General features: G+C 67.5%; 32 protein-coding genes and 1 pseudogene. 2 read left to right on the forward strand and 31 right to left on the reverse strand.

The annotated features are described in order from the left end of the window. Nucleotides 1–68: 68 nt before the first annotated feature. The gene (locus tag ACO2Q1_RS08095) at nt 69–977 is read left to right on the forward strand and encodes an ABC transporter ATP-binding protein (RefSeq protein ID WP_423328990.1); all 909 of its coding nucleotides are present in this window, start codon (nt 69–71) and stop codon (nt 975–977) included. A 14-nt stretch (nt 978–991) separates the two neighbouring features. After that, the gene (locus ACO2Q1_RS08100; protein ID WP_423328991.1) at nt 992–1,852 is read left to right on the forward strand and encodes a hypothetical protein; all 861 of its coding nucleotides are present in this window, start codon (nt 992–994) and stop codon (nt 1,850–1,852) included. A 774-nt stretch (nt 1,853–2,626) separates the two neighbouring features. On the opposite strand, the gene rplQ is transcribed toward ACO2Q1_RS08100, so the two are convergent. The 31 genes and pseudogenes from rplQ to ACO2Q1_RS08255 all read right to left on the reverse strand — a co-directional run bounded on the left by rplQ (nt 2,627) and on the right by ACO2Q1_RS08255 (nt 23,042). Continuing rightward, complete coding sequence (gene rplQ, locus ACO2Q1_RS08105) at nt 2,627–3,043, reverse strand: 50S ribosomal protein L17 (protein WP_423328992.1); 417 nt, start codon at nt 3,041–3,043, stop codon at nt 2,627–2,629. Between the two features lie 108 nt (nt 3,044–3,151). Further along, nucleotides 3,152–4,171 carry a DNA-directed RNA polymerase subunit alpha gene (locus ACO2Q1_RS08110; RefSeq protein WP_423328993.1) on the reverse strand — a complete coding sequence of 340 codons (1,020 nt, stop codon included), beginning with the start codon at nt 4,169–4,171 and terminating at the stop codon, nt 3,152–3,154. A gap of 90 nt (nt 4,172–4,261) precedes the next feature. After that, entirely contained in the window at nt 4,262–4,651 is a 390-nt protein-coding gene (gene rpsK, locus ACO2Q1_RS08115) for a 30S ribosomal protein S11 (RefSeq protein ID WP_423328994.1), read from the reverse strand. A 15-nt stretch (nt 4,652–4,666) separates the two neighbouring features. Then, nucleotides 4,667–5,035 carry a 30S ribosomal protein S13 gene (gene rpsM / locus ACO2Q1_RS08120; protein WP_423328995.1) on the reverse strand — a complete coding sequence of 123 codons (369 nt, stop codon included), beginning with the start codon at nt 5,033–5,035 and terminating at the stop codon, nt 4,667–4,669. Nucleotides 5,036–5,181: 146 nt separating this feature from the next. Continuing rightward, nucleotides 5,182–7,656 (reverse strand): zinc-dependent metalloprotease, encoded by a 2,475-nt coding sequence (locus tag ACO2Q1_RS08125; RefSeq protein WP_423328996.1) that lies wholly within the window; start codon nt 7,654–7,656, stop codon nt 5,182–5,184. Nucleotides 7,657–7,935: 279 nt separating this feature from the next. Continuing rightward, entirely contained in the window at nt 7,936–8,670 is a 735-nt protein-coding gene (locus ACO2Q1_RS08130) for an energy transducer TonB (RefSeq protein ID WP_423328997.1), read from the reverse strand. A gap of 228 nt (nt 8,671–8,898) precedes the next feature. Next, nucleotides 8,899–9,459 (reverse strand): adenylate kinase, encoded by a 561-nt coding sequence (locus ACO2Q1_RS08135; RefSeq protein WP_423328998.1) that lies wholly within the window; start codon nt 9,457–9,459, stop codon nt 8,899–8,901. Between the two features lie 27 nt (nt 9,460–9,486). Next, nucleotides 9,487–10,872 carry a preprotein translocase subunit SecY gene (secY, locus tag ACO2Q1_RS08140; RefSeq protein WP_423328999.1) on the reverse strand — a complete coding sequence of 462 codons (1,386 nt, stop codon included), beginning with the start codon at nt 10,870–10,872 and terminating at the stop codon, nt 9,487–9,489. Between the two features lie 282 nt (nt 10,873–11,154). After that, nucleotides 11,155–11,595 (reverse strand): annotated as a pseudogene (rplO, locus tag ACO2Q1_RS08145) (50S ribosomal protein L15); the annotation flags it as partial. A 172-nt stretch (nt 11,596–11,767) separates the two neighbouring features. After that, nucleotides 11,768–11,965, reverse strand: coding sequence for a 50S ribosomal protein L30 (gene rpmD, locus ACO2Q1_RS08150; RefSeq protein WP_423329000.1), 198 nt, complete (start codon nt 11,963–11,965; stop codon nt 11,768–11,770). Nucleotides 11,966–11,968: 3 nt separating this feature from the next. Next, nucleotides 11,969–12,583: a 30S ribosomal protein S5 gene (gene rpsE, locus ACO2Q1_RS08155; RefSeq protein ID WP_423329001.1), complete on the reverse strand. Its 615-nt coding sequence runs from the start codon at nt 12,581–12,583 to the stop codon at nt 11,969–11,971. Between the two features lie 12 nt (nt 12,584–12,595). After that, entirely contained in the window at nt 12,596–12,952 is a 357-nt protein-coding gene (gene rplR, locus ACO2Q1_RS08160) for a 50S ribosomal protein L18 (RefSeq protein ID WP_423329002.1), read from the reverse strand. 3 nt (nt 12,953–12,955) lie between these two features. Continuing rightward, nucleotides 12,956–13,489: a 50S ribosomal protein L6 gene (gene rplF / locus ACO2Q1_RS08165; protein WP_423329003.1), complete on the reverse strand. Its 534-nt coding sequence runs from the start codon at nt 13,487–13,489 to the stop codon at nt 12,956–12,958. A 1-nt stretch (nt 13,490) separates the two neighbouring features. Next, complete coding sequence (rpsH, locus tag ACO2Q1_RS08170; protein WP_423329004.1) at nt 13,491–13,889, reverse strand: 30S ribosomal protein S8; 399 nt, start codon at nt 13,887–13,889, stop codon at nt 13,491–13,493. 15 nt (nt 13,890–13,904) lie between these two features. After that, the gene (rpsN, locus tag ACO2Q1_RS08175) at nt 13,905–14,210 is read right to left on the reverse strand and encodes a 30S ribosomal protein S14 (protein ID WP_423329005.1); all 306 of its coding nucleotides are present in this window, start codon (nt 14,208–14,210) and stop codon (nt 13,905–13,907) included. Between the two features lie 19 nt (nt 14,211–14,229). Beyond that, nucleotides 14,230–14,790, reverse strand: a complete 561-nt coding sequence (rplE, locus tag ACO2Q1_RS08180; RefSeq protein WP_423329006.1) for a 50S ribosomal protein L5 — start codon at nt 14,788–14,790, stop codon at nt 14,230–14,232. After that, nucleotides 14,790–15,098: a 50S ribosomal protein L24 gene (gene rplX, locus ACO2Q1_RS08185; protein WP_423329007.1), complete on the reverse strand. Its 309-nt coding sequence runs from the start codon at nt 15,096–15,098 to the stop codon at nt 14,790–14,792. Before rplX ends, rplE begins: the two co-directional genes overlap by 1 nt. 2 nt (nt 15,099–15,100) lie before the next feature. Further along, the gene (gene rplN / locus ACO2Q1_RS08190; protein WP_029417718.1) at nt 15,101–15,469 is read right to left on the reverse strand and encodes a 50S ribosomal protein L14; all 369 of its coding nucleotides are present in this window, start codon (nt 15,467–15,469) and stop codon (nt 15,101–15,103) included. Nucleotides 15,470–15,487: 18 nt separating this feature from the next. After that, a complete protein-coding gene (gene rpsQ / locus ACO2Q1_RS08195; RefSeq protein ID WP_423329008.1) occupies nt 15,488–15,730 on the reverse strand; it encodes a 30S ribosomal protein S17 in 243 nt (80 codons plus the stop codon). A 10-nt stretch (nt 15,731–15,740) separates the two neighbouring features. Then, a complete protein-coding gene (gene rpmC, locus ACO2Q1_RS08200) occupies nt 15,741–15,938 on the reverse strand; it encodes a 50S ribosomal protein L29 (RefSeq protein ID WP_423329009.1) in 198 nt (65 codons plus the stop codon). Then, entirely contained in the window at nt 15,938–16,378 is a 441-nt protein-coding gene (gene rplP / locus ACO2Q1_RS08205) for a 50S ribosomal protein L16 (protein ID WP_423329010.1), read from the reverse strand. Before rplP ends, rpmC begins: the two co-directional genes overlap by 1 nt. A gap of 5 nt (nt 16,379–16,383) precedes the next feature. Further along, nucleotides 16,384–17,133: a 30S ribosomal protein S3 gene (rpsC, locus tag ACO2Q1_RS08210; protein ID WP_423329011.1), complete on the reverse strand. Its 750-nt coding sequence runs from the start codon at nt 17,131–17,133 to the stop codon at nt 16,384–16,386. Then, on the reverse strand, nt 17,133–17,513 hold the full coding sequence (rplV, locus tag ACO2Q1_RS08215; RefSeq protein WP_423329012.1) for a 50S ribosomal protein L22: 381 nt from the start codon (nt 17,511–17,513) through the stop codon (nt 17,133–17,135). The genes rpsC and rplV overlap by 1 nt, the downstream gene beginning before the upstream one ends. A gap of 3 nt (nt 17,514–17,516) precedes the next feature. Continuing rightward, nucleotides 17,517–17,795, reverse strand: a complete 279-nt coding sequence (gene rpsS / locus ACO2Q1_RS08220) for a 30S ribosomal protein S19 (RefSeq protein WP_423329013.1) — start codon at nt 17,793–17,795, stop codon at nt 17,517–17,519. 3 nt (nt 17,796–17,798) lie between these two features. Beyond that, nucleotides 17,799–18,632, reverse strand: a complete 834-nt coding sequence (rplB, locus tag ACO2Q1_RS08225) for a 50S ribosomal protein L2 (protein WP_423329014.1) — start codon at nt 18,630–18,632, stop codon at nt 17,799–17,801. 4 nt (nt 18,633–18,636) lie between these two features. Then, nucleotides 18,637–18,939: a 50S ribosomal protein L23 gene (locus tag ACO2Q1_RS08230; protein WP_423329015.1), complete on the reverse strand. Its 303-nt coding sequence runs from the start codon at nt 18,937–18,939 to the stop codon at nt 18,637–18,639. Further along, entirely contained in the window at nt 18,939–19,577 is a 639-nt protein-coding gene (gene rplD / locus ACO2Q1_RS08235; RefSeq protein ID WP_423329016.1) for a 50S ribosomal protein L4, read from the reverse strand. The genes ACO2Q1_RS08230 and rplD overlap by 1 nt, the downstream gene beginning before the upstream one ends. Beyond that, on the reverse strand, nt 19,577–20,329 hold the full coding sequence (rplC, locus tag ACO2Q1_RS08240) for a 50S ribosomal protein L3 (protein ID WP_423329017.1): 753 nt from the start codon (nt 20,327–20,329) through the stop codon (nt 19,577–19,579). Before rplC ends, rplD begins: the two co-directional genes overlap by 1 nt. A gap of 20 nt (nt 20,330–20,349) precedes the next feature. Further along, nucleotides 20,350–20,655 carry a 30S ribosomal protein S10 gene (rpsJ, locus tag ACO2Q1_RS08245; RefSeq protein ID WP_003164367.1) on the reverse strand — a complete coding sequence of 102 codons (306 nt, stop codon included), beginning with the start codon at nt 20,653–20,655 and terminating at the stop codon, nt 20,350–20,352. Nucleotides 20,656–20,964: 309 nt separating this feature from the next. After that, nucleotides 20,965–21,948, reverse strand: coding sequence for a hypothetical protein (locus tag ACO2Q1_RS08250; RefSeq protein ID WP_423329018.1), 984 nt, complete (start codon nt 21,946–21,948; stop codon nt 20,965–20,967). 215 nt (nt 21,949–22,163) lie between these two features. Beyond that, nucleotides 22,164–23,042 (reverse strand): GIN domain-containing protein, encoded by an 879-nt coding sequence (locus ACO2Q1_RS08255; protein ID WP_423329019.1) that lies wholly within the window; start codon nt 23,040–23,042, stop codon nt 22,164–22,166. Nucleotides 23,043–23,055: the final 13 nt, after the last annotated feature.

Genomic DNA, 23,055 nt, shown 5'->3' on the forward strand with positions numbered 1-23,055 from the left:
CCTAAGCTTAATCCGCGACAGGCGCGCGACGCCTTGCCGGATCGGATCGGCCACGCCAAGGTCGCCTCATGAGCGCCGTTATCGAAACCCGCGACCTGACCAAGACCTATGGCGCCGTGCGCGCGCTGGACGGTCTGTCCCTGTCGATCCCCAGGGGCGGGGTGTATGGCGTGCTGGGGCCGAACGGCGCCGGCAAGTCGACCCTGTTCCGCACCCTGCTGGGCCTGATCCGGCCGACCTCGGGCGCGGCCATGGTGATGGGCGGCCATGTCGGCGACGTCGCCGCCACCCGACGCATGGGTTCGATGATCGAGACCCCGCGATTCCCGCCGTACATGACCGCGCGACAGGTCCTGACCTGGCTGTCGATCGCCCACGGGCAGAAGGCGGACGCCGCCAGGGTGTCGCGCTGGCTGGAGCGGGTCGGCCTGGCCGACGCCGCCGACCGCAAGGTGCGCGGCTTCTCCGTCGGCATGATGCAGCGGCTGGGCGTGGCCATCGCCCTGATCACCGAGCCGGAACTTATCATCCTGGATGAGCCGACCAGCGGCATGGACCCGCCCGGCATCCAGGAGATGCGCGCCCTGATCCGGTCCCTGGCCGACACCGACGGCCTGACGGTCGTCCTCGCCAGCCACCAGTTGCTGGAGGTGCAGCGCGTCTGCGACCGTGTGGCCATCCTGAACAAGGGCCGGCTGGTGCGCGAAGGCGCGGTCAGCGAACTGACCTCGACCGGCGAACGCCTGCGCCTGAACGTCAGCCCCCTGGCCACGGCCATGGGCGTGCTGGGCGAAAAGGGGACGCTGGAAGGCGACGCCGTCGTCGCCGCGATCAAGCGGCCCGAGGCCCCGGCCCTGATCCGCGCCCTGGTCGAAAAGGGCGTCGAGATCACCGAGGCGCGCTGGATCGGCGCGGACCTGGAAAGCGTGTTCATGACCGAAACCGGCGTCGTCCAGACGCCCGAAGCCGTGATCTGAGAGGGCCCGACCCCATGCTGGCCGACGCCGTCGTCTCCGAATCCTATCGCTTCCTCCGCAACCGCGCGGCGGTCTTCTGGTCCACGCTGTTCGTGCCCGTGCTCGGCCTCGCCATGGCCGTGGCCAGCCACTATTTCCTCAAGCAGAAGATGGGCGAACTGAAGGACGCCAAGCTTCCGCCCGAGCTGCTTCAGGTGGGCGGGCCGCTGGACCTGGGCCTGGCCCTGGTGGAACTGGCCGGCAAGGCGGCCAATCCGATGCTGATCCTGTTCGTCCTGATCGGGGCCGCGACCCTGTACGCCGGCGACTACCGCTGGGAGACCTGGCGGCTGATTTCGGCGCGCAACACCCGCTTCAACCTGGTCCTCGGCAAGGTCGGCGTGGCCAAGCTGCTGAGCCTTGTCGCCGTCCTCCTGCTGCTCGCCTTCGGCTTCATCGGCGAACTGGCCAAGGGCGCCATCTTCGAGCGGTCCTACGCCTTCACCTTCGGCGGCGAGGAGGCGGGCACGTTCATCCTGTCCCTGCTGGTCTCCTATGTGCGGGTCGTCCAGGTGACCCTGATCGGCCTGCTGGCGGCGGTGTTCACCCGCTCGCTCCTGGCGGCCCTGTTCACTCCGCTGGCGGTGTCCATCGGCCAGTTCTTCCTGGCGGTCCTGATCATGCCCCAGATCGGCTGGGACGCCTCTGACTGGTACGCCCAGGCGCTGGCGCCCAATCTGGCGGCCGAAACCCTGCTGGGCTTCATCAACGGCAATCCCGGCGGCCCAACCGTCGCCACGGCCTGGCTGGCCGGGGCCAGCCTGGTCGGCTGGTGCCTGATCCCCCTGGGCCTGTCCCTGTGGTGGTTCCAGCGGCAGGACCTGTCGAAGGAGTAGCGGCGAACCGGGCGTCGCGCACAGTCTCCCCCGCCCCTCTCGTCACCCTCCGCCACGTGCCGAGGGCCCATGGGTCGGCCCGCCCGGACGATGGGGCGGGCGTCCGCGCGCCGCCCTGGCCGTTCGGATCGCGGCCAGCATGGGCCCTCGGCACGTGGCCGAGGGTGACGAGTGTTTGGGATTTGGAGCGGCCGGCCCCCTCCACCGCTTCGCGGCCGAGGCGGCGAGGTCCGTGTGAACAGACCCCGCCCCCGCTGTCTCGCCTCCACCGCCCGCAGGTCGCCGGCCGACGGCCCTCCCGTGCGGTGAAGCGGGGGTATTATGGGGCAGGTTTCACCTGCGCCCGGAAGCGGGCCGCAAGTTTCGGGGAAAGCTGAGGGATTACAGCGGTCGGGGGTGTTGAAGCGTGATGGATGACCGCTCTCTGCCAGACGCCTCCCTCTCCCGGTTGGGAGAGGGATTGAGCGCACGGCGGCGGAGCCGTCGTCCTGGCGCTCAAGGGTGAGGGGACAATCGTTGAAGTCGGCGTGAGCCGTGTCGCGGGCGGTGCGACGGCTTGCGCCGACGTCGAGACCGTCCCCTCATCCGTCTCGCTACGCGAGCCACCTTCTCCCAACAGGGAGAAGGGAAGTGTGTTGCGAGCCACTGCCGGTCGAGGGAGGGTAGCTGAGAGCGTCCGAGATGGGTCGATTCGCGACCAGACCCGACCACGCAAAAGGGGCGGCCGGATGGCTCCGACCGCCCCTTGGGAAGGCGTCAACCTGACGGGTCGGCTTATTCGTCGCCGGCGTCGAAGGTCTGGACCGGACCGGAGTCCAGGCCCTTGGCGTCGACGTCGCGGTCGACGAACTCGATCACGGCCATCGGGGCGTTGTCGCCGTGGCGGTAGCCGGCCTTCATGATGCGGATGTAGCCGCCGTTCCGGGCCGTGTAGCGCGGCGCCAGGGTGTCGAACAGCTTGCCGACCTGGGTCACGTCACGGACCTGGCTGATGGCCTGACGACGGGCGTGCAGGTCGCCCTTCTTGCCGAGCGTGACCAGCTTTTCGACGAAGGGACGCAGTTCCTTCGCCTTGGGCAGGGTGGTCGTGATCTGCTCGTGCTTGATCAGCGACGCGGCCATGTTGGCGAACATGGCGGTGCGGTGGCTGGCCGTACGGCCGAGCTTGCGATGGGCGGCGCCGTGGCGCATCGGGGTCTCTCCTACTCCGGCTCCGGTATCCCCTGACGGGGACCTTGAACCGCATTCTTTCTAACCGCCCCGACTTTCTCCCGACGGGAGATGGGCGGAGGGTTGAACTCAGATCTGGTCGTCGAACTTCTTGGCCAGGTCTTCGATGTTTTCCGGCGGCCAGTTCGGCACATCCATGCCGAGCGACAGGCCCATGCTCGTCAGAACTTCCTTGATCTCGTTCAGCGACTTGCGGCCGAAGTTCGGGGTGCGAAGCATTTCGCCCTCGGTCTTCTGGATCAGGTCGCCGATGTAGACGATGTTGTCGTTCTTCAGGCAGTTGGCCGAACGGACCGAAAGCTCCAGCTCGTCGACCTTCTTCAGCAGGGCCGGGTTGAAGGGCAGGTCGGGCTTGCCGTCGGCGGCCTCGACAGCCTTCTTGGGCTCTTCGAAGGTGATGAAGATCTGCAGTTGGTCTTGCAGGATGCGCGAGGCGTAGGCCACGGCGTCGACCGGCGAGACGGCGCCGTTGGTTTCGACTTCCAGCACCAGCTTGTCATAGTCCAGCGACTGGCCCTGACGCGTCGGCTCGACGCGATAGGCGACGCGCTTGACCGGCGAATACAGGGCGTCGACGGCGATCAGGCCGATCGGGGCGTCTTCCGGACGGTTGAACTCCGAGGCGACATAGCCCTTGCCGTTCTGGACGGTCAGTTCCATGCGCACCGAAGCGCCGTCGTCGAGGGTGCAGATGACGTGATCGGGGTTCAGGACCTCGATGTCGGCCGGAACGTCGATCTGGCCGGCGGTCACCTGGCCGGGGCCGGTGGCGCGCAGGGTCATGCGCTTGGGACCCTCGGCGTGCATGCGCAGGGCCAGTTGCTTGATGTTGAGGACGATGTCGACCACGTCTTCGCGCACGCCTTCCAGCGACGAGAATTCATGGACCACGCCGTCGATCTGGATGGCGGTCACCGCCGCGCCTTGCAGCGACGACAGCAGCACGCGGCGCAGGGCGTTGCCGAGCGTCACGCCGAAGCCGCGTTCCAGCGGCTCGGCCACCAGACGGGCCTTGCGCTGGGGGTCGGAGCCGAGCTCGACCTGCGGCTTCTCGGGACGGATCAGCTCTTGCCAGTTACGTTCGATCATAGGTGTCCCTCGAAACGGGTTTCGCTGGCTCCTCTCACCTCGTCAGGGAGGCGGAGCCGGCGGAGATGGGAGGCGGGCGGCGAACGAAGCTTAGACGCGACGGCGTTTCGGCGGACGGCAACCGTTGTGCGGCATCGGGGTGACGTCGCGGATGGTGGTGATGGTCATGCCGACGGCCTGCAGGGCGCGCAGGGCCGACTCACGGCCGGAACCGGGACCCGAGACGTTGACTTCCAGCGTCTTGACGCCGTGCTCGGCCGCCTTCTTGCCGGCGTCCTCGGCCGCCATCTGGGCGGCGTACGGGGTCGACTTGCGCGAGCCCTTGAAGCCCATGTGACCGGCCGACGACCAGGAAATCGCATTTCCTTGCGCGTCGGTGATGGTGATCATGGTGTTGTTGAACGACGCGTTCACGTGAGCGACGCCCGACGTGATGTTCTTGCGCTCGCGCTTTTTGACGCGACCCTGTTCCTTGGCCATCGGTTCGGCTCTCTCTTACTTCTTCTTGCCGGCGATCGGCTTGGCCGGACCCTTGCGGGTGCGAGCGTTGGTGTGGGTGCGCTGGCCGCGGACCGGCAGGCCCTTGCGGTGACGCAGGCCGCGGTAGCAGGCCAGGTCCATCAGACGCTTGATGTTCATCGACGTCTCGCGGCGCAGGTCGCCCTCGACGGTGTGATCCTTGTCGATGGTCTCGCGGATCTGCAGGACTTCGGCGTCCGTCAGCTGGTTCACGCGGCGGGCCGGCTCGATGCCGACCTTCGCGGTGATCTCTTCGGCCGACTTCGGGCCGATGCCGTGAATGTACTGAAGCGCGATGACGACGCGCTTGTTGGTCGGAATGTTGACGCCAGCGATACGGGCCACGAAAATCTCCAGGTTCGCGTTTACGGACGCAACAAACGCTCCGGTCAACAGACCAGGAGCGCCGACGCCCTTCGCGGGAAGCGCGCCTTATACAGGCGATTCACGATCCGTCAATGCCGGGCGCCGTTCGGCGGGCGCGCGGCGGCTCAGTCGCCCCACCAGTCCTGTTCCGAACCGATCGGACTGCCCGGCGGAATCGGGGCGGCGGCGGCGCGTTGTTCCAGCAGCTGGTCCAGGCGCTCGCGATCCGCCAGCAGGGCGCCGAGGCGGCGGTCGTGGGCGCGCTGGACCGGATCGGCCGCGCGCGAACCGGCCAGGCGGCCGCCCAGTTCAGCCAGCCGCGCCTCGATCACCGCCGCCGAGGTGGAGGACAGCCCCCGATCGCGCAACAGGCCGGCCAGGGTCAGGACATAGCGCGCCTGGACCCGGCGTGCGGGCTCGGCCAGGCGGCCGGCGGCGGGGGCGAAGACGGCGGCGGTCGTGGTCTGCAGCGTCTCGTCCAGCGACAGGGTCGCGGGGTCGCGGCGGGCCTGGTCGGTCAGGCGATTGACGCGCTGGGGCGCGAACAGGGCCTGGAAGGCGGTCTCGGCCGCCGCCTCGACCGCCGCGCCCGGATCGAAGGCCCGCCCGTTCAGGCTGCGGAACACCTCGATGTCGTTCTGGGGGTCGGCGTCGCCGGACTGCTGCGCGGCCAGCAGGGCCAGCAGGGGTTCGGGCAGGTCGAGTTCAGCCGGGGCCAGGGTGGCCAGCAGGCCCTTCAGGGCGGCCCGCTGGGTTTCGGCGGCGACCGGTGTTGCGACCTCGCGCCCGTCGCCGATGACCGAGTAGCCGTAGTCGATGCCGCCGACCAGCTTGGCCACCATGTCCACCTGGTAGCGGTGATACAGATAGATCGGGACCAGACGGCGTCTGAGGTCATTGACCGCCGAACCCTCGGGCAGGCTGTTCAGGCCGAAGCGGTCCAGGGCGATGCGGCGGACGCGCATCAGATGGACCAGTTCCGCGACCGGATCCTCGCCATTGTCCCAGAGGCCGCCCCAGGGCTGGGCGTCGCCGCCGATGCGGGCGTCGGCGTCGGTGACGTAGCGCAGGCGGGCGGCGCCCTCGGCGGCCTTGCGCTCCAGCGTCGCCGCGTCGCCGTCGGCGTAGAGCCAGTCGACGGCGAAATCGTCCCAGTCGCCCATGCCGACGCCATAGGCGTTGGAGAAGTCGAGCTCGCCGTCCGTCACGGCGATCTTCGGCACCGGATAGTCCATGACCGAGCCGTTGCCCTGGGTCGAGGCGGCGAAGTTATGGGCCAGGCCGATGGCGTGGCCGACCTCATGCGCCGACAGCTGGCGGATGCGGGCCAGGGCGATGCGTTGGGGATCATTGACGCCGCCGTCGCCGGTGCGGTCGGCGCCGACCAGACCCTCGAAGATCAGGATGTCCTGGCGGATGCGCAGACTGCCCAGCAGGACCGAGCCCTTGACGATCTCGCCCGTACGCGGATCGGCCACGCTCTGGCCGTAGGACCAGCTGCGGGTGGCGCGGTTGACCCAGTTGATGACGTTGTAGCGGGCGTCCAGCGGATCGACGCCCTCGGGCAGGACCTCGACCTTGAAGGCGTCGATGAAGCCCGCCTTGTCGAAGGCGTCGGCCCACCACAGGGCGCCGTCGACGAGGGCGGACCGGATCGGCTCGGGCGCGGCGCGATCGACGTAGAAGACGATCGGCTTGACCACGGTCGAGCGGGCGGCCGTCGGGTCTGTCTTCTCCAGGCGGAAGCGGTTGGCCCAGCGGCGCACCATGGCCTGATCCAGGGGCGCCGAATAGTCGGTGACGACGGAGGAGAAGCCGCCCGTGCGCGGATCGAAGGCGCGGGGTTCGTAGCCGTCGTCGGGCAGGCGGATGAAGCTGTGGCGCACGGTGAAGGTGGCCAGACGGGGGTCCGGCGCGATCTGGCGCAGTTGGCCGCCGGGCGTATCCACCGCGAAGGTCAGCCGGGCCTCGAGTTCGACATTGTCGGGAAAGGCGCGGGCCTGGGACGGGTCGACCAGGGTCAGGTCGGACTGGACGCGCAGGGTCCCCTGCCCTGACGATTTCAGCTGTTCGGCGATGCCCATGGCGTCGCGGGTCAGGAAGCCGGCGATGTCCACCAGCACCGAGCCGTCGGGCGCCGTGGCGACGACGTCGCCGGCCCAGACGGTCGAACCGACGAAGGCGTCGCGGGCCGCCGCCTGTTCTTCGGGCGAGCCGGCGGGGGCGGCGTATTTGGGGTTCTCGAACTCGGCGACCACCTTCTTGCCGATGCGGCGGAAGGCCAGGATGTTGGTCGCCCCGATCTGGGCCCGGTCCAGACCGGTGACGGAGGAGCCGACGCCGGTGCGCAGCGCCGTGTGGTGGATGACCCGGGCGAGGGTCCCGTCCTCGGCCGCGACCGGAAGCTGGACCAGGACGCGACCGCCCTTCTCGTCGACGAAGATGGGCAGCAGGCCGTCCTGGCGCGCCAAGGGGGCGACGATCTCGGCATAGGGCTTGGGCTCGGGATCGGCGGCCCAGGCCGGGGCGGCGACGCCCGTGAAGGCCAGGGCCAGGACGAGCGCGCTCGCCGTCTGTCGAATCCGTGTCCGCGCCGTCATGCCGTCCCCCGATACTGCGAAGCCGCGATAAGGGCGTGATTGGCCCGGTCCTGTCAAACGCCGCTCGCTACGGGAATGGCCGTAGCCCAACGGGACATCGCCTCACATTCGACTGAGCGCCCCGGCGAAGGCCGGGGTCCAGATGATGAATGTCGTCATCCGCCGTGGTGACCAGAGGCCCACTCGCGGCTGCTGCGATCTCTATCTGGATCCCGGCCTTCGCCGGGATGCTCGGAAAGGGGGTGTCGTCGCGTCCAGGGTATAGGCGCCGACTAGGTTCTACTGTCGGCCGAAGAGGACGGTGATCGTGGCGCGCTGGCCGGGGATCGGCGCGCCGGAGGGCGAGGTCGGCGGGCGGTAGCGGAAGTAGGGCGCGGCGCGCAGCCCGGCCTCGCCGAAGCCGAAGCCCGCCGGGGTCTCGCTGACGACGCGGCAGTCGCCCAGTCGCTGATCCAGGCCGATGACGCAGTTGATCGACGCCCGACCGGCCCGGCGCGCCCGGCGCGCCTCGGGCGGCACGATGGCCAGGATCTCGGCCGTGGTCGGGCCGCGCAGGATCATCGGCGGCGTGCCGCCCCGGCCGGGACCGACCCCGTCGCCGTCTCCGCCGCCGACGCCCGCGCCGGAGCCGCCCTGCCCGGCTGCCGGTTGAGGCGAGGGCGTGGGATCGGGAGAGACGCCGATGACCAGCGGCTGTTCCGGGGCCGGTCGCGGCGGGGCCGGCAACTCGGGCGGGGCCTTCGGCGCGGGGGTGGGGCGGAGGACGGACGGGGCCGAGGGCGCGCCGCCGCCGGCCCTGGGCGCCGGATCGGGCGGCGGGGGCGGAGGGGGCGGCGGCGGCTCAAGGGTGATTGGAACCAGGGTCACCTGCATATGCGGCGAGGGCTCCTGGTCCGGCGCCGAGGCTTTCACCAGGCCGAGGGCGGCGAACAGCGCCAGATGCACGGCCGTGACGCCCAGGCCGATGCCGACCTGCGCGCTGCGTTTGCGTGAGACGAGACGGGACAGGCGCACGGAGAGCCCTATAGCAGGGCAGGGTTCAGGCGTCTCTCAAGCGTACTCTTCTGCCGTGCATCCCGGCGAAGGCCGGGATCCAGATGCAAGGTTCAGTCTGGGCTGGAACATCAGACGCCACATGCCAGCCGCCCTCATCCGCGATCTGGATCCCGGCCTTCGCCGGGATGCACGGAGATCGGGGACGATGCACGGAGAGAGGGGTCGCCAATCGCGCGACGGGGCGTGTCAGCCCAGGACGGCGTCGATGCCGGCGGCGACGGAGGCGATGTCGCCCATGCCGTCGATCTCGGTCAGCTTGCCCTGTTGCTCATAGTAGGGAAGCAGGGGGGCGGTCTGTTTGTTGTAGACAGCCAGACGGTCCTTGAAGGTGTCGGGATTGTCGTCCGGACGGCCCTGTTCGGCGAACCGCTTGGCGATGCGCGCGGTCAGGGCGGCGTCGTCGACCTTGAGACGGATGACGCTGTCGATCCGGGCGCCGCGCTTGGCCAGCATGGCGTCCAGGGCCTCGGCCTGGGCCACGGTGCGCGGGAAGCCGTCGAAGATGGCGCCGCCGGCGGCCTCGGCCTCGGGCAGACGATCCTCGATCAGGGCGATGACGATCTCGTCCGTGACCAGATCGCCGCGGGCCAGCACGTCCTTGACCTTCAGGCCCAGCTCGGAGCCGGACGCGATGGCGGCCCGCAGCATGTCGCCGGTGGAGAGCTGGACCATGCCGCGCTCCTCGACCAGACGCTTGGCCTGGGTCCCCTTGCCCGCCGCCGGCGGCCCGAACAGAATCAGGTTCACAACCGCCCTCCCGGCGACTCGTCTCGATCAGCGTCGTAGGGCCGGCGTGCCGCCGCGTCCACCGCCGCGACCACGAAGCTTGGCCTTCTTGATTAGACCTTCGTACTGGTGGGCCAGCAGTTGGGACTGAATCTGGGACACGGTGTCCATGGTCACCGACACCACGATCAGCAGCGAAGTGCCGCCGAAATAAAGGTTGGTGCTGCCCATCTGGGACACGAGGAATTCCGGCAGAAGGCAGACGGCGGTGATGTAGGCCGCGCCGATGACCGTCAGACGGGTCAGAACGTAGTCCAGATATTCCGCCGTGCGCTTGCCCGGACGGATGCCCGGCAGGAAGCCGCCGTATTTCCGCAGGTTCTCCGCCGTCTCCTCCGGATTGAAGGTGATCGAGGTGTAGAAGAAGCAGAAGAAGATGATCAGCGCCGCGTACAGGATCATGAACACCGGCTGGCCGTGGGTCAGCTGGGCGGTCACGGCCGGAAGCCAGCTCAGCCACTCGGGCAGGTTGGCGTTGGCGGTCATCGAGGCCACCGTCGTCGGCAGCATCAGCAGGGACGAGGCGAAGATGGCCGGGATGACGCCGGCGGTGTTGACCTTCAGCGGCATGAAGGAGCGTTCGCCGCCCGTCATGCGGTTGCCTTCCTGACGCTTCGGATACTGGATCAGCAGGCGACGCTGGGCCCGTTCCATGAAGACGATGAACACGACCACGGCCACGGCCATGGCGGCGATGAACAGCAGGGTGAAGGCCGAGATCTGACCCTGTTGGGCAAGGCCGAACAGACGGGCGAGGGTGCCCGGCAGGACGGCCACGATGCCGGCGAAGATGATCAGCGAGATGCCGTTGCCGATGCCGCGCGCGGTCACCTGCTCACCCAGCCACATCAGGAACATGGTGCCGCCGGTCAGGCAGGTCACGGTTGAGATGATGAAGAAGAGACCCGGCTGGTCCACCAGCTGCGGCTGGGCGTTCAGGCCGGCCGCGATGCCCAGCGACTGGGCCACGGCCAGGAACACCGTCAGATAGCGGGTGTACTGGTTCAGCTGCTTGCGGCCCTGTTCGCCGCCTTCCTTCTTCAGCTTCTCCCACGGCGGATACACCGCGCCCATCAGCTGCACGATGATCGAGGCCGAGATGTAGGGGGTGACGTTCAGGGCGAAGACGGCCATCCGCTCGACCGCGCCGCCCGAAAACATGTTGAACATGTCCAGGATGCCGCGCTGGCCGTCCGGGTTCTGGAAGAAGGCCAGGAAGGCCGCCGAGTTGATCCCCGGGATCGGCACATAGGTGCCGATGCGGTAGACCAGCAGCGCACCCAGAGTGAAGAGCAGCCGCTTGTGCAGGTCCGTCGCCTTGGCGAACGTCCCCATGTTCATGTTTGCGGCAAGTTGTTCAGCGGCCGAAGCCATAGGTCGTCACCCCGACTGTCAGTGGGCGGCGCATCGGACCGGAATCCGGCGCCCGCGTCCAGATAGGCGAAGGGCGGCCTCTTAGCGAGACCGCCCCCAGCTTATTTTGGCCTAAGCGGCGATTTGGCCTCAGCCCTTGGCCGCGGCGCGCTTGGCGCGGGCCGAGATCTTGTTCGCGTCGCCCTTGGGCGCCTTGGGGGCCGGAGCCTTGCCCTTGGCGGCGTTGCGCTTCTCCACGCGGGCGGCGGCCTTGGCCTCGGCCTCGGCGCGCAGCTGGCGGACTGAACCGCCGGCGGCCTCGATGGCCTTGACGGCGCCCGACGAGGCCGACCACACGACCAGGTTCAGCTTGGCCTTCAGTTCACCGGTGCCCAGCACGCGCACGCCGTCCTTGACGCGACGGATGGCGCCGGCGGCCACCAGGGCCTCGCCGTTGATTTCCGCCTTGGCGTCCAGCTTGCCGGCGTCGACCGCGTCCTGCAGACGCCACAGGTTGACCTCGGCCAGCGACAGGGCGTTCGGCTTGTTGAAGCCGCGCTTGGGCATACGCATGTACAGCGGCATCTGGCCGCCTTCGAAGCCCAGCAGGCTGACGCCGGTGCGTGACTTCTGACCCTTGACGCCGCGGCCCGAGGTCTTGCCCTTACCGGAGCCGGGGCCGCGGCCCACGCGCATGCGCTTCTTGTGCGCGCCTTCGTTGTCGCGGATTTCGTTCAGTTTCATGTGCCTGATCCTTTCGGGTGCTAGCGCCTGGCAAAGCCAGACTCGGCTTGGAAAAAAGAAAGTGGCGAGTGGCGAGTGATGAGTGTCGAGTCAAGAGAAATCGGACGAAACGCCCCTTCCCTACTCGTCACTCGCCACTAACCACTCGCCACTCCCGCTCGAAGAGCGGGGCTTACTTCTCGACGATCTCGGTCAGGTGGGCGACCTTGGCGATCATGCCGCGAACCGAGGGGGTGTCCTCCAGCGTGGACTCGCGGCCCATGCGGTTCAGACCCAGGCCCACCAGGGTGGCGCGCTGGTCCGACTTGCGGCGGATCGGCGAGCCCGTCTGGCGAACGGTCACGGTGGCTTTGGATTCGGTCTTGGCCATGACTTAGGACTCCACGGCTTCGGCGGTCTCGACCGGAGCGGAAGCGCCGTCGTTGCGGCGGCCCATCAGGTCGGCGACCTTCTTGCCGCGCTTCGACGCGATGGTGCGCGGCGACGACTGGACCTTCAGCGCCTCGAAGGTCGCCCGGATCATGTTGTAGGGGTTCGACGAACCGGTCGACTTGCCGACGACGTCCTGGACGCCGAGGGTTTCGAGGACCGCACGCATCGGACCGCCGGCGATGACGCCGGTGCCCGGAGGGGCCGCGCGGAACATGATCTTGCCGGCGCCCCAACGGCCATTGCCGTCGTGGTGCAGGGTGCGGTTCTCGCGCAGCGGAACCTTGATCATGGTCTTCTTGGCTTCTTCGGTCGCCTTGCGGATGGCTTCCGGCACTTCGCGCGCCTTGCCGTGACCGAAGCCGACGCGGCCCTTGCCGTCGCCGACGACCATCAGGGCCGCGAACGAGAACCGGCGGCCGCCCTTCACGGTGGCGGCGACGCGGTTGATGTGCACCAGCTTCTCGATGATGTCCGAGTCCGGACCATCGACGGCGGGAGCGTTGCGGTTGTCACGACGATTGCGATCGCCGCCGCCGCGTTGGGGTTGTTGCGCCATCTGTCGCGTCCCTTAGAAGTTCAGGCCGGCTTCGCGCGCGGCTTCCGCCAGCGCCTTGACCCGGCCGTGATAGATGTAGCCGCCACGGTCGAAGACGACGTCCTTGACGCCCTTCTCGATGGCGCGCTCGGCGATCAGCTTGCCGATCTGAGCGGCGGCCGCGACGTCCGAACCCTTGGCGCCCTTGCCGCCTTCCAGCGACGAGGCGGCGGCGACCGTGACGCCCTTGGCGTCGTCGATGACCTGGGCCGAGATGTTCTTGTCCGAACGATAGACCGACAGACGCAGACGACCGTTGGCCACAGCCTTGAGGCGGCGACGGTTGCGCTCGGCGCGGCGCTTGGCTTGTTGTTGCAGAGAAAGAGCCATGGCTTACTTCTTCTTGCCTTCCTTGCGACGGACCGTCTCGCCCTGATAGCGGACGCCCTTGCCCTTGTACGGCTCAGGCGGACGCAGCTTGCGGATGTTGGCCGCCAGTTCGCCGACGACCTGCTTGTCGTTGCCCTGGATCTTGATCTCGGTCTGCTTCGGCACCGCGAACGTCACGCCCGGAGGGGCCTTGATGTCCACTTCGTGCGAGAAGCCGAGCTGCAGCGACAGGTCCGAACCCTTCAGGGCGGCGCGGTAACCGACGCCGACCAGTTCGAGGGTGCGTTCGAAACCTTCGGTGACGCCCGTGACCATGTTGTCGACCAGGGTGCGCGACAGACCCCACAGGGCCTTGGCCTTGGCCGTGTCGTTGCGGGGCTTGAAGCTCAGGCCCTCGGCGTCCTGGACGATCTCGATTTCCTCCGCCACGGTCCAGGTGCGTTCGCCCTTCGGACCCTTGACGGTGATGGTCTGGCCGTCGACCGAGAGCGTGGCGCCCTTCGGAACGGCGACGATTTTCTTGCCGATACGAGACATCTTAGTAGACCTTGCAGAGGACTTCGCCGCCGACGTTGGCGTCGCGCGCGGCCGCATCCGACATCACGCCCTTCGAGGTCGAAAGGATCGAGATGCCCAGTCCGTTCTTGATCGGCTTCAGGTCGCCGATGGCCGAGTAGACGCGGCGGCCCGGCTTGGACACGCGCGAGATCTCGGCGATGACCGGCTGGCCGTCGAAATACTTCAGCTCGATCTGGAACTGCGGGAATTCACCCGGGTTCTGAACCAGCGAATAGCCGCGGATGTAGCCTTCGTCCTGCAGCACGTCGAGGACGCGCTGACGCAGGCGGGAGGCCGGGGTGAGCACCGAAGAACGCTTGCGCATGTGCGCGTTCTTGATGCGGGCGATCATGTCGCTCAGGGGATCGTTGATCATCATGTCCTGTCGCTCCCCTTACCAGCTCGACTTCGTCAGACCCGGGATCTGACCCAGGTTGCCGAGTTCGCGAAGGGCCACACGGCTCATCTTGAGCTTGCGATAGTAGGCCCGCGGACGGCCCGTCACTTCGCAGCGGTTGCGGATACGAACGGCCGCCGAGTTGCGGGGCAGTTCGGCCAGCTTCAGGCGAGCTTCGAAACGCTCTTCCAGCGGCAGGCTCTCGTCGTTGGCGGTCGCCTTGAGGGCGGCCCGCTTCGCGGCATACTTCGCAACCAGGGCCTTGACGGCTTCGTTGCGGTTTACGGCGCTTTTCTTAGCCATAGTGTTTTTCCCTTCCCGCTCAGTTCTTCACGAACGGGAACTTGAACTCGGTGAGGAGAGCACGGGCTTCCTCATCGGTCTTGGCCGTGGTGCAGACGATGATGTCCATGCCCCACATCTGGTCGATCTGGTCGTAGTTGATCTCCGGGAACACGATGTGCTCCTTCAGACCCATGGCGTAGTTGCCGCGACCGTCGAACGACGTCGGCTTCAGGCCCCGGAAGTCCTTCACGCGCGGCAGGGCGATCGTGATCAGACGGTCCAGGAACTCGTACATCTGGTCGCCGCGCAGGGTGACCTTGCCGCCGATGACCATGCCTTCGCGCAGCTTGAAGCCGGCGATGGAGTTGCGGGCCTTGGTGGCGACCGGCTTCTGGCCGGCGATGGCCGCCAGGTCCTTGAGGGCCGCATTGACCTTCTTGGAGTCGGCGACGGCTTCGCCGATGCCCATGTTCAGGACGATCTTGTCCAGCTTGGGCGTCTGCATCGGATTGGTGTAGCCGAACTTCTCGTCCATCGCCTTCTTGATGCGATCGACGTACTCGGTCTTCAGCCGGGGGGTGTAGGTTTCGGTAGCCATCAGATGACGTCTCCGGTCGTCTTCGCGAAGCGAACCTTCTTGCCGTCTTCGACCTTGAAGCCGACGCGGGTCGCCTTGCCGTTGGCGTCGGCGATCGCGACGTTCGACAGGTGGATCGACGCTTCCTTGTTCTTGATGCCGCCCTGGGGGTCGGCCTGGGTCGGACGGGTGTGACGCTGCACCATGTTGATGCCGGTCACGACGACGCGGTTCTCGGACGGCAGCACCTTGGCCACCTGGCCGGTACGGCCCTTGTCCTTGCCGGTCAGGACGACGACGCGGTCGCCCTTCTTGATCTTGGCGGCCATGGTTACAGCACCTCCGGAGCCAGCGAGATGATCTTCATGTGGTTCTTGGCGCGCAGTTCGCGCGGAACCGGGCCGAAGATCCGGGTTCCGACCGGCTCGTTCTGCTTGTTGACGATGACGGCGGCCGAACGGTCGAAGCGGATGACCGAACCGTCCTTGCGCTGGATGTCCTTGGCGGTACGAACGACGATGGCGCGAACGACGTCGCCCTTCTTCACGCGGCCGCGCGGGATGGCTTCCTTGACCGAGGCGACGATCGTGTCGCCCACCGAGGCGTAGCGACGCTTCGCGCCGCCCAGCACCTTGATGCACATGACCCGGCGAGCGCCCGAATTGTCGGCCACGTCCAGGTTAGTTTGCATCTGGATCATGAGATCAGATCCTTCTGATTACGAGGCCGAAGCCGGGGAAAGGACTTCCCACCGCTTCAGCTTGGACTTGGGGGCGCACTCGACGATGCGGGCCACGTCGCCGGTCTTCAGCGAGTTGCTCTCGTCGTGAGCGTGATACTTCTTGGACAGGCGGACGGTCTTTTTCAGGACCGGGTGCAGCAGGGTGCGCTCGACCTTGACGACGACGGTCTTGTCGCCCTTGTCGGAGACGACCACGCCTTCGAGAATACGTTTCGGCATCGGTGTTTCCTTAACCCGCCGCGCGGTTCGCACGCAGAAGCGTGGAAATGCGGGCGATGTCCTTGCGGACCTGCTCGACCCGGTGGGTCTTCTCCAGCTGGCCGGTGGCCGCCTGGAAGCGCAGGTTGAACTGTTCCTTCTTCAGGTTCAGCAGCTCGTCGGCGAGCTGATCCTGGGTCTTGGCGCGGAGATCGGCGATCTTGGTCATCAGGCGGCCTCTTCCGAGTGAGCGACGCCAGCGTCGATGCGGGTCACCACCTTGGTGCGGACCGGCAGCTTGGCGGCGCCGAGGCGCAGGGCCTCGCGAGCGATATCGTCCGGCACGCCGTCGATTTCGAACATGATGCGGCCGGGAGCCACGCGGGCGGCCCAATGGTCCACCGCGCCCTTGCCCTTGCCCATCCGGACTTCGGCCGGCTTGCCGGTCACCGGCAGGTCGGGGAAGATGCGGATCCAGACCCGGCCTTGACGCTTCATCTGGCGGGTGATCGCGCGGCGGGCCGCCTCGATCTGACGCGCGGTGATGCGTTCCGGCTCGAGCGTCTTCAGGCCGTAGGAGCCGAAGTTCAGCGAGAAACCGCCCTTGGCCGTGCCATGGATCCGGCCCTTGAAGGCCTTGCGGTATTTGGTTTTCTTAGGCTGCAGCATGTTCCTTAGCCCTCACGGCCACGGCGGCCGCCACGATCGTCGCGGCGGGGACCACGTTCGCGGCCTTCGTTGGACGACGGACCCGAGGCTTCCTGGGCCCAGCGCTTGTCCTGGGCCATCGGGTCGTGCTCGAGCACCTCACCCTTGAAGACCCAGACCTTGACGCCGATGATGCCGTAGGTCGTCTTGGCTTCGTAGAAGCCGTAGTCGATGTCGGCGCGCAGGGTGTGCAGCGGCACGCGACCTTCGCGATACCACTCCATCCGCGCGATTTCAGCGCCGCCCAGACGGCCCGAGACGTTGATGCGGACGCCCTTGGCGCCGAGGCGCATGGCCGACTGCATCGAACGCTTCATGGCGCGACGGAAGGCGATCCGGCGTTCCAGCTGCTGGGCGATGTTCTCGGCGATCAGCTGGGCGTCGGTTTCCGGCTTGCGGACCTCGACGATGTTCAGGTGAACTTCGCCTTCCGTGCGTGCCGAGATGTCCTTGCGCAGCTTCTCGATGTCCGCGCCCTTCTTGCCGATCACGACGCCCGGACGGGCGGCGTAGATGGTGACGCGGCACTTCTTGTGCGGACGCTCGATGATGACGCGCGACACGCCGGCGGCCGACAGGCGCTCCTTCAGCCACTCGCGCAGCTTCAGGTCCTGGTGCAGCAGACGGGCGTAGTCGGCGCCGCCGGCGTACCAGCGGCTGTCCCAGGTGCGGTTCACGCCGAGGCGGAAACCGATCGGATTGATTTTCTGTCCCATCAGGCGGCCTCGCCGGCTTCACGGACCACGATGGTGATCTCGCTGAACGGTTTCAGGATGCGCGACGAGCGACCACGAGCGCGGCTCGCGAAACGCTTCATCACCAGGTTCTTGCCCACGAAGGCCTCGGCCACGACCAGGGAGTCGATGTCGAGGTTGTGGTTGTTCTCGGCGTTCGAGATGGCCGAATACAGCACCTTGCGGACGTCGGTCGCGATGCGCTTGCGGCTGAATTCCAGCTCGTTCAGCGCCTTCTGGACCGGCAGGCCGCGGATCGAGGCGGCGACCAGGTTCAGCTTCTGCGGGCTGATGCGGACGTTGACCAGCTTGGCGCGGGCTTCGGTCGCGCCGACGCGGCGGGGATTGTTGGTCTTGGGCATGGCTTACTTCCGCTTCGCCTTCTTGTCCGCCGCGTGGCCCGGGAAGTTCCGGGTCGGGGCGAACTCGCCGAACTTCATGCCGACCATGTCCTCGCTGACGTGAACGGGCACATGCTTGAGGCCGTTGTGGACGCCGAACGTCAGGCCCACGAACTGCGGCAGGATGGTGGAGCGGCGCGACCAGGTCTTGATCACGTCCTTGCGGCCCGACGTCTGAACGGCGTCGGCCTTCTTGAGCAGATACCCGTCGACGAACGGGCCTTTCCAGGAGGAGCGGGCCATGTCTTAGCGAGCCTTCTTCACGTGGCGGCTACGGATGATGAACTTGTCCGTGGCCTTGTTCTTGCGGGTGCGGGTGCCCTTGGTGTCCTTGCCCCACGGCGTGACCGGCGTGCGGCCGCCCGAGGTCCGGCCTTCACCACCACCGTGCGGGTGGTCGATCGGGTTCATGGCGACGCCGCGGACGTGCGGGCGGAAGCCCATGTGACGCTTGCGACCGGCCTTGCCGAGGTTCTGGTTCATGTGGTCGGGGTTCGACACCGCGCCCACCGTGGCCATGCAGCCGTCCAGAACCATGCGCAGCTCGCCCGAGCCGAGACGGATCTGGGCGTAGCCCTGATCGCGGCCGACCAGCTGGGCGTAGGCGCCGGCCGAACGGGCCAGCTGGGCGCCCTTGCCCGGCTTCATCTCGACGTTGTGGATGATCGTGCCAACCGGGATCGAACGCAGCGGCATGGCGTTGCCAGGCTTCACGTCGGTCTTTTCGCCGGCCACGATCACGTCGCCCGCCTTCAGGCGTTGCGGCGCGATGATGTAGGCCTTTTCGCCGTCCTCATAGGTGATGAGGGCGATGAAGGCGGTGCGGTTCGGATCGTATTCCAGACGCTCGACGGTCGCCGAGGCGAACTTGCGACGCTTGAAGTCGATCTTGCGATACAGGGTCTTGGCGCCGCCGCCGCGGAAGCGAACGGCGATCCGGCCGCCCTGACCGCGTCCGCCCGACTTGGTCAGGCCTTCGGTCAGCGACTTTTCCGGACGGCCCTTGTGCAGTTCCGAACGGTCGATCAGCACCAGGGCGCGACGGCCCGGCGAAGTCGGATTGTAGGTCTTCAAAGCCATGTGCTCAGAGCCCCGTCGTGACGTCGATCGACTGGCCTTCGGCCAGGGTCACGATCGCTTTTTTGATGTCGACCCGGCGGCCGGCGATGCCCCGGAAGCGCTTGGTCTTGCCCTTTTGGACCAGGGTGTTGACCTTCAGGACGTTGACCTTGAACAGGCTTTCGACCGCCGCGGCGATCTCGTCCTTGGTGGCCGTGTCCGCGACGCGGAAGACGACCTTGTTCTGCTCCGACAGGATCGTGGCCTTCTCGGTGATGACCGGCGCCAGGATGGTGTCGTAGTGCTTGGCGGTAGGTTGAGCGGCCATTACGCGGCTTCCTTGTCGCTGAAGCGGGCTTCGATCGCCTCGACGGCGGCCTTGGTCAGCACCAGCTTGTCGGCCCGCAGGATGTCATAGACGTTCAGGCCGGCGTTCGGCAGCACGTCGATGTGCGGGATGTTGCGGGCGGCCAGGCCGAAGTTCTTGTCGACTTCCGGACCGGCGATGATCAGGGCCTTGGTCCAGCCCAGCTTGCCGAACTGCTCGCGCAGGGCGGCGGTCTTGGCTTCCTTGACCGTCAGGCTGTCGACCACGACCAGGGCGTCGGCCTTGACCTTGGAGGACAGGGCGTGGCGCAGGGCCAGGGCGCGGATCTTCTTCGGCAGGTCGAAGGCGTGCGAGCGGACGACCGGGCCGAAGGCGCGCGAACCGCCGACGAACTGCGGCGCACGGCGCGAACCGTGACGGGCGCCGCCGGTGCCCTTCTGCTTGTACATCTTCTTGCCCGTACGAGAGTTCTCGTTGCGGGTCTGAACCTTGTGCGTGCCGGCGCGGCGCTTGGCCAGCTGCCAGTTGACGGTGCGGGCCAGGATGTCGCCGCGGATCTCGTCGATGCCGAACACGGCGTCAGACAGTTCCACGTCGCCGGCGGCCTTGCCGTCCAGTTTGATGACCGAGAGTTTCATTACGCTTCACCGCCTTCGACGACTTCAGCGGCCGGAGCGTCTTCCGCCGGAGTTTCGGCGGGAGCGGCGGCGGCTTGACCGGCCTTCTTGAACGAACCGGGGAACGGCAGGTCGGCGTGCGGCTTCTTGTGCGCGTCGCGGACCTTGACCCAGCTGCCTTCGTGGCCCGGGACGGCGCCCTTGACCAGGATCAGGCCGCGCTCGGCGTCCACGCGGACGACGGTCAGGTTCTGGGTGGTGATGGTCTCGGTCCCGTAGTGACCGGCCATCTTCTTGCCCTTGAAGGTCTTGCCCGGGTCCTGACGGTTGCCCGTCGAGCCGTGCGAACGGTGCGACACCGACACGCCGTGGGTGGCCCGCAGACCGCCGAAGTTCCAGCGCTTCATGGCGCCGGCGAAGCCCTTACCGATGGTCTCGCCCTGGATGTCGACCTTCTGGCCGGCGACGAAATGGTCGGCCGACAGGGTCGCGCCCACTTCGATCAGCGCGTCTTCCGACACGCGGAACTCGGTGACGACATGCTTCGGCTCGACTTCCGCATTCGCGAAGGTCGTGCGTTGAGCCTTGTTGGTGTTCTTTGCCTTCTTGGCCCCGGCGCCCAGCTGCAGGGCGACGTAGCCGTCCCGCTCCTGAGTGCGTTGGCCGACGACCTGACAGTCGTCGAGCTGGAGCACGGTGACCGGAACGTGCGCGCCGTCTTCGGCGAACACGCGGGTCATGCCCAGCTTCTTGGCGATCACGCCCGTGCGCATCGGATCCCGCCTCTTTCTTCTTAAATCTTGATTTCGACGTCGACGCCGGCGGACAGGTCGAGCTTCATCAGCGCGTCCACGGTCTGCGGGGTCGGATCGACGATGTCGAGCACGCGCTTGTGCGTGCGGATTTCAAACTGCTCGCGCGACTTCTTGTCGACGTGCGGCGAGCGGTTCACGGTGAACTTTTCGATCAGGGTCGGCAGCGGAATCGGACCGCGGACGGTCGCGCCGGTGCGCTTGGCCGTATTGACGATTTCGCGCGTCGAAAAGTCGAGGACGCGGTGATCGAAGGCCTTGAGCCTGATGCGGATGCTCTGATCCATATCGGTTGCTATTCCCAAGCAGGCGAACCTGCGTCCCTGTGAACCATTTCAAAGACCGGAGTCTTCGGGTCGAAACCCTCAGAGTACGCACTTCGCAAAAACGATCGGCCCACGCAGTCCCCCGCGAAGGCCGTGAAGTCCCAAGAAGCTGCAAAGAACAGGTACTTAGGTCGTTCCTGCGAACTGCGTCTGCGGCCTTTGTCCCTCAGCGAGGGCGTCCGGCCGCACAGCCAGTCCAACAAGAGTGCGGGCTTATGCCGATCGATTCCGTTTTCGTCAAGCGGCCCGCGTCGGATTCAGCGGCAGGATTTACCGCCCCGGCGTCAGGGTCCGGCTGGTCGCATCCCAGGTCAGGGCGACGGTCGGGCAATTCTCGCCTTCACCACAGCCGGGGCCGTCCAGCAGGACCGCCGGCGTCGCGCCGACGTCGAGTCGCGGCCACCGCTCGGTCGCCGATGTGAAGGCCAGGGTCGCCCCGCCCTGTCCGTCCGACGCCCAGACCTGATAGCCGTATTCGGGACCGGGCTGTCCCGCGCAGGTTCCGGGCGCCTCGATCACCCAGTCGCGCACGCCGTCGCCGTTGACGTCCGGGATGTCCCCCACGGCGGGGAAGTAGATGTTCACGCCGCCCGCCTCGTCCGGAAGGGGGCAGGCGCGGCGGCCGGCCTGTCGCAGGTCATAGACCGCCCGGGGCATGTCGTCGGGCAGAACGGTTTCGCCATCCTTCTCGCCGAGATCGACCGGCCCTTCCCCCATGCCGCCGATGATGCGCGCGCCGTCGGAACTGGGCCTCTCCGCAAGACGGCGCGCGGCGGGGGCCCAGGCCCAGGCCAAGCGGCAGGTCTCGCGGGCCGGCGAGCAGTTCAGGTGATGGAAGGACGCCTCCAGCCGAATCTCGGCACCGACCGGCCTGATCTCCAGATCCCAGGCCTGACGGTCGAAGGCGCGGACATAGCCGCCGTCGTCGCTGACATAGAGGCTGCGTTGGCAGCCGCCGGTGCCGCAGAACTGGGTGTCTTCGGGCCACTGGATCAGCCAGTCGGTCACGCCGTCCTTGCTGACGTCGACAGGGATCAGGACGCCCTCGGGAACCTCGGTGACCAGAGGGGGCCGATTGGTGGGGTCATCGATGTCGAAGCCGAAGCTGTTGAGCTGGTTCAGCACATACCAGGCGAACCCAGGCGGGGGCTCCTGGGCCTGGACATGGGCCTGGGCCGGACCCGAAATCACGGCCGTACAGGCCGCCGCCGTCAACGCCAGGACGGCCACGCCGCCGTTACGCCAGGACTTCATCGTTTTCTCCGTGGATGGAGAACATCCTCGCGGAGCGCATGCGGCGCCGGCCACTGTCGTTTCCTGACGTCAGCGGCGGCCGCGCCTGACATCGGACGTGAAGAAGGCCGGAGACGCAACTCCGGCCTTCCCTCGTCGGACGCAGCTGGGATCTGATAACAGCTTGAGCGAAATCTGAGCCGAGCTGGACGGCGTCCAACGCGACCGATTTCGTTCTAGCGCCCGATGATCACCGAGCCGGAGCCCATGACCGCGCGGCTGACCTCGCCGCGGACGCGCGAGACCCGCACGTCGCCCGAGCCGACAATGGCGGCGTCCACCTGGTCGGCCTCGCCACGGAAATCGATGTCGCCCGATCCGGCGATCGCCACCGACAGGTTACGCGCCCGGCCGCCGCGCACGGTGATGTCGCCCGATCCGCCGATGGCCAGATCGGCGTCGCCCTCGGCGCGCGCCACGACGATGCTGCCCGAGCCGCCGATGTTCGCTTCCAGGTCGCCGGTGGCCCCGGCGACCACGTCGCCCGATCCGCCGATGTTGACGTCCAGGCGGGAGGACGTGCCCGCCCGCACCGTGCCGGACCCGCCGATCTGAAGCTGCATCGGACCGCCGACGTTGGCCACGGTCCAGTCGCCGCAGCCGGCGGCGTTCAGCTCCAGCGAGCGCGCGCCCGGCCCGACCGAGCCGAACACGGCGCCGCCGCCGTCCACCCGGACGTCGCGCGGGGCGCGGATGACGACAAGGCTGGCGTCGTTCATGTCGATGCGGCCGCGATTGCGGACCTCCACTGAGGCGCCCTCGCCCGGTTGACGGGCGTAGGCGGGGCCGGAGCGGCAGTTGCGGATGTCGCGGCGCAGACCACCGTCCAGCACCACCTTGCCCGCCTCGCGGCGCAGCTGCAGCGCCGGCAGGCCGGCCCGGCCCGGCTCGACCTCGATCGAGACGTCCGAACGGTCCTCGACGATGACCACGACGCGGGCGACTGCGTCCTTCAGCTCGACGCGACGGGCGTCGAAGGTTTCGGCGGCGGCGGGCGATGCGGCGGCGGCCAGGCCCAGGACGGCGGCGACGGCGCTCAGAACGACGGTCTTCATGACGGCTTCCTCT

It is taken from the genome of Brevundimonas sp. VNH65, assembly GCF_049445955.1.
Lineage (GTDB): Bacteria > Pseudomonadota > Alphaproteobacteria > Caulobacterales > Caulobacteraceae > Brevundimonas.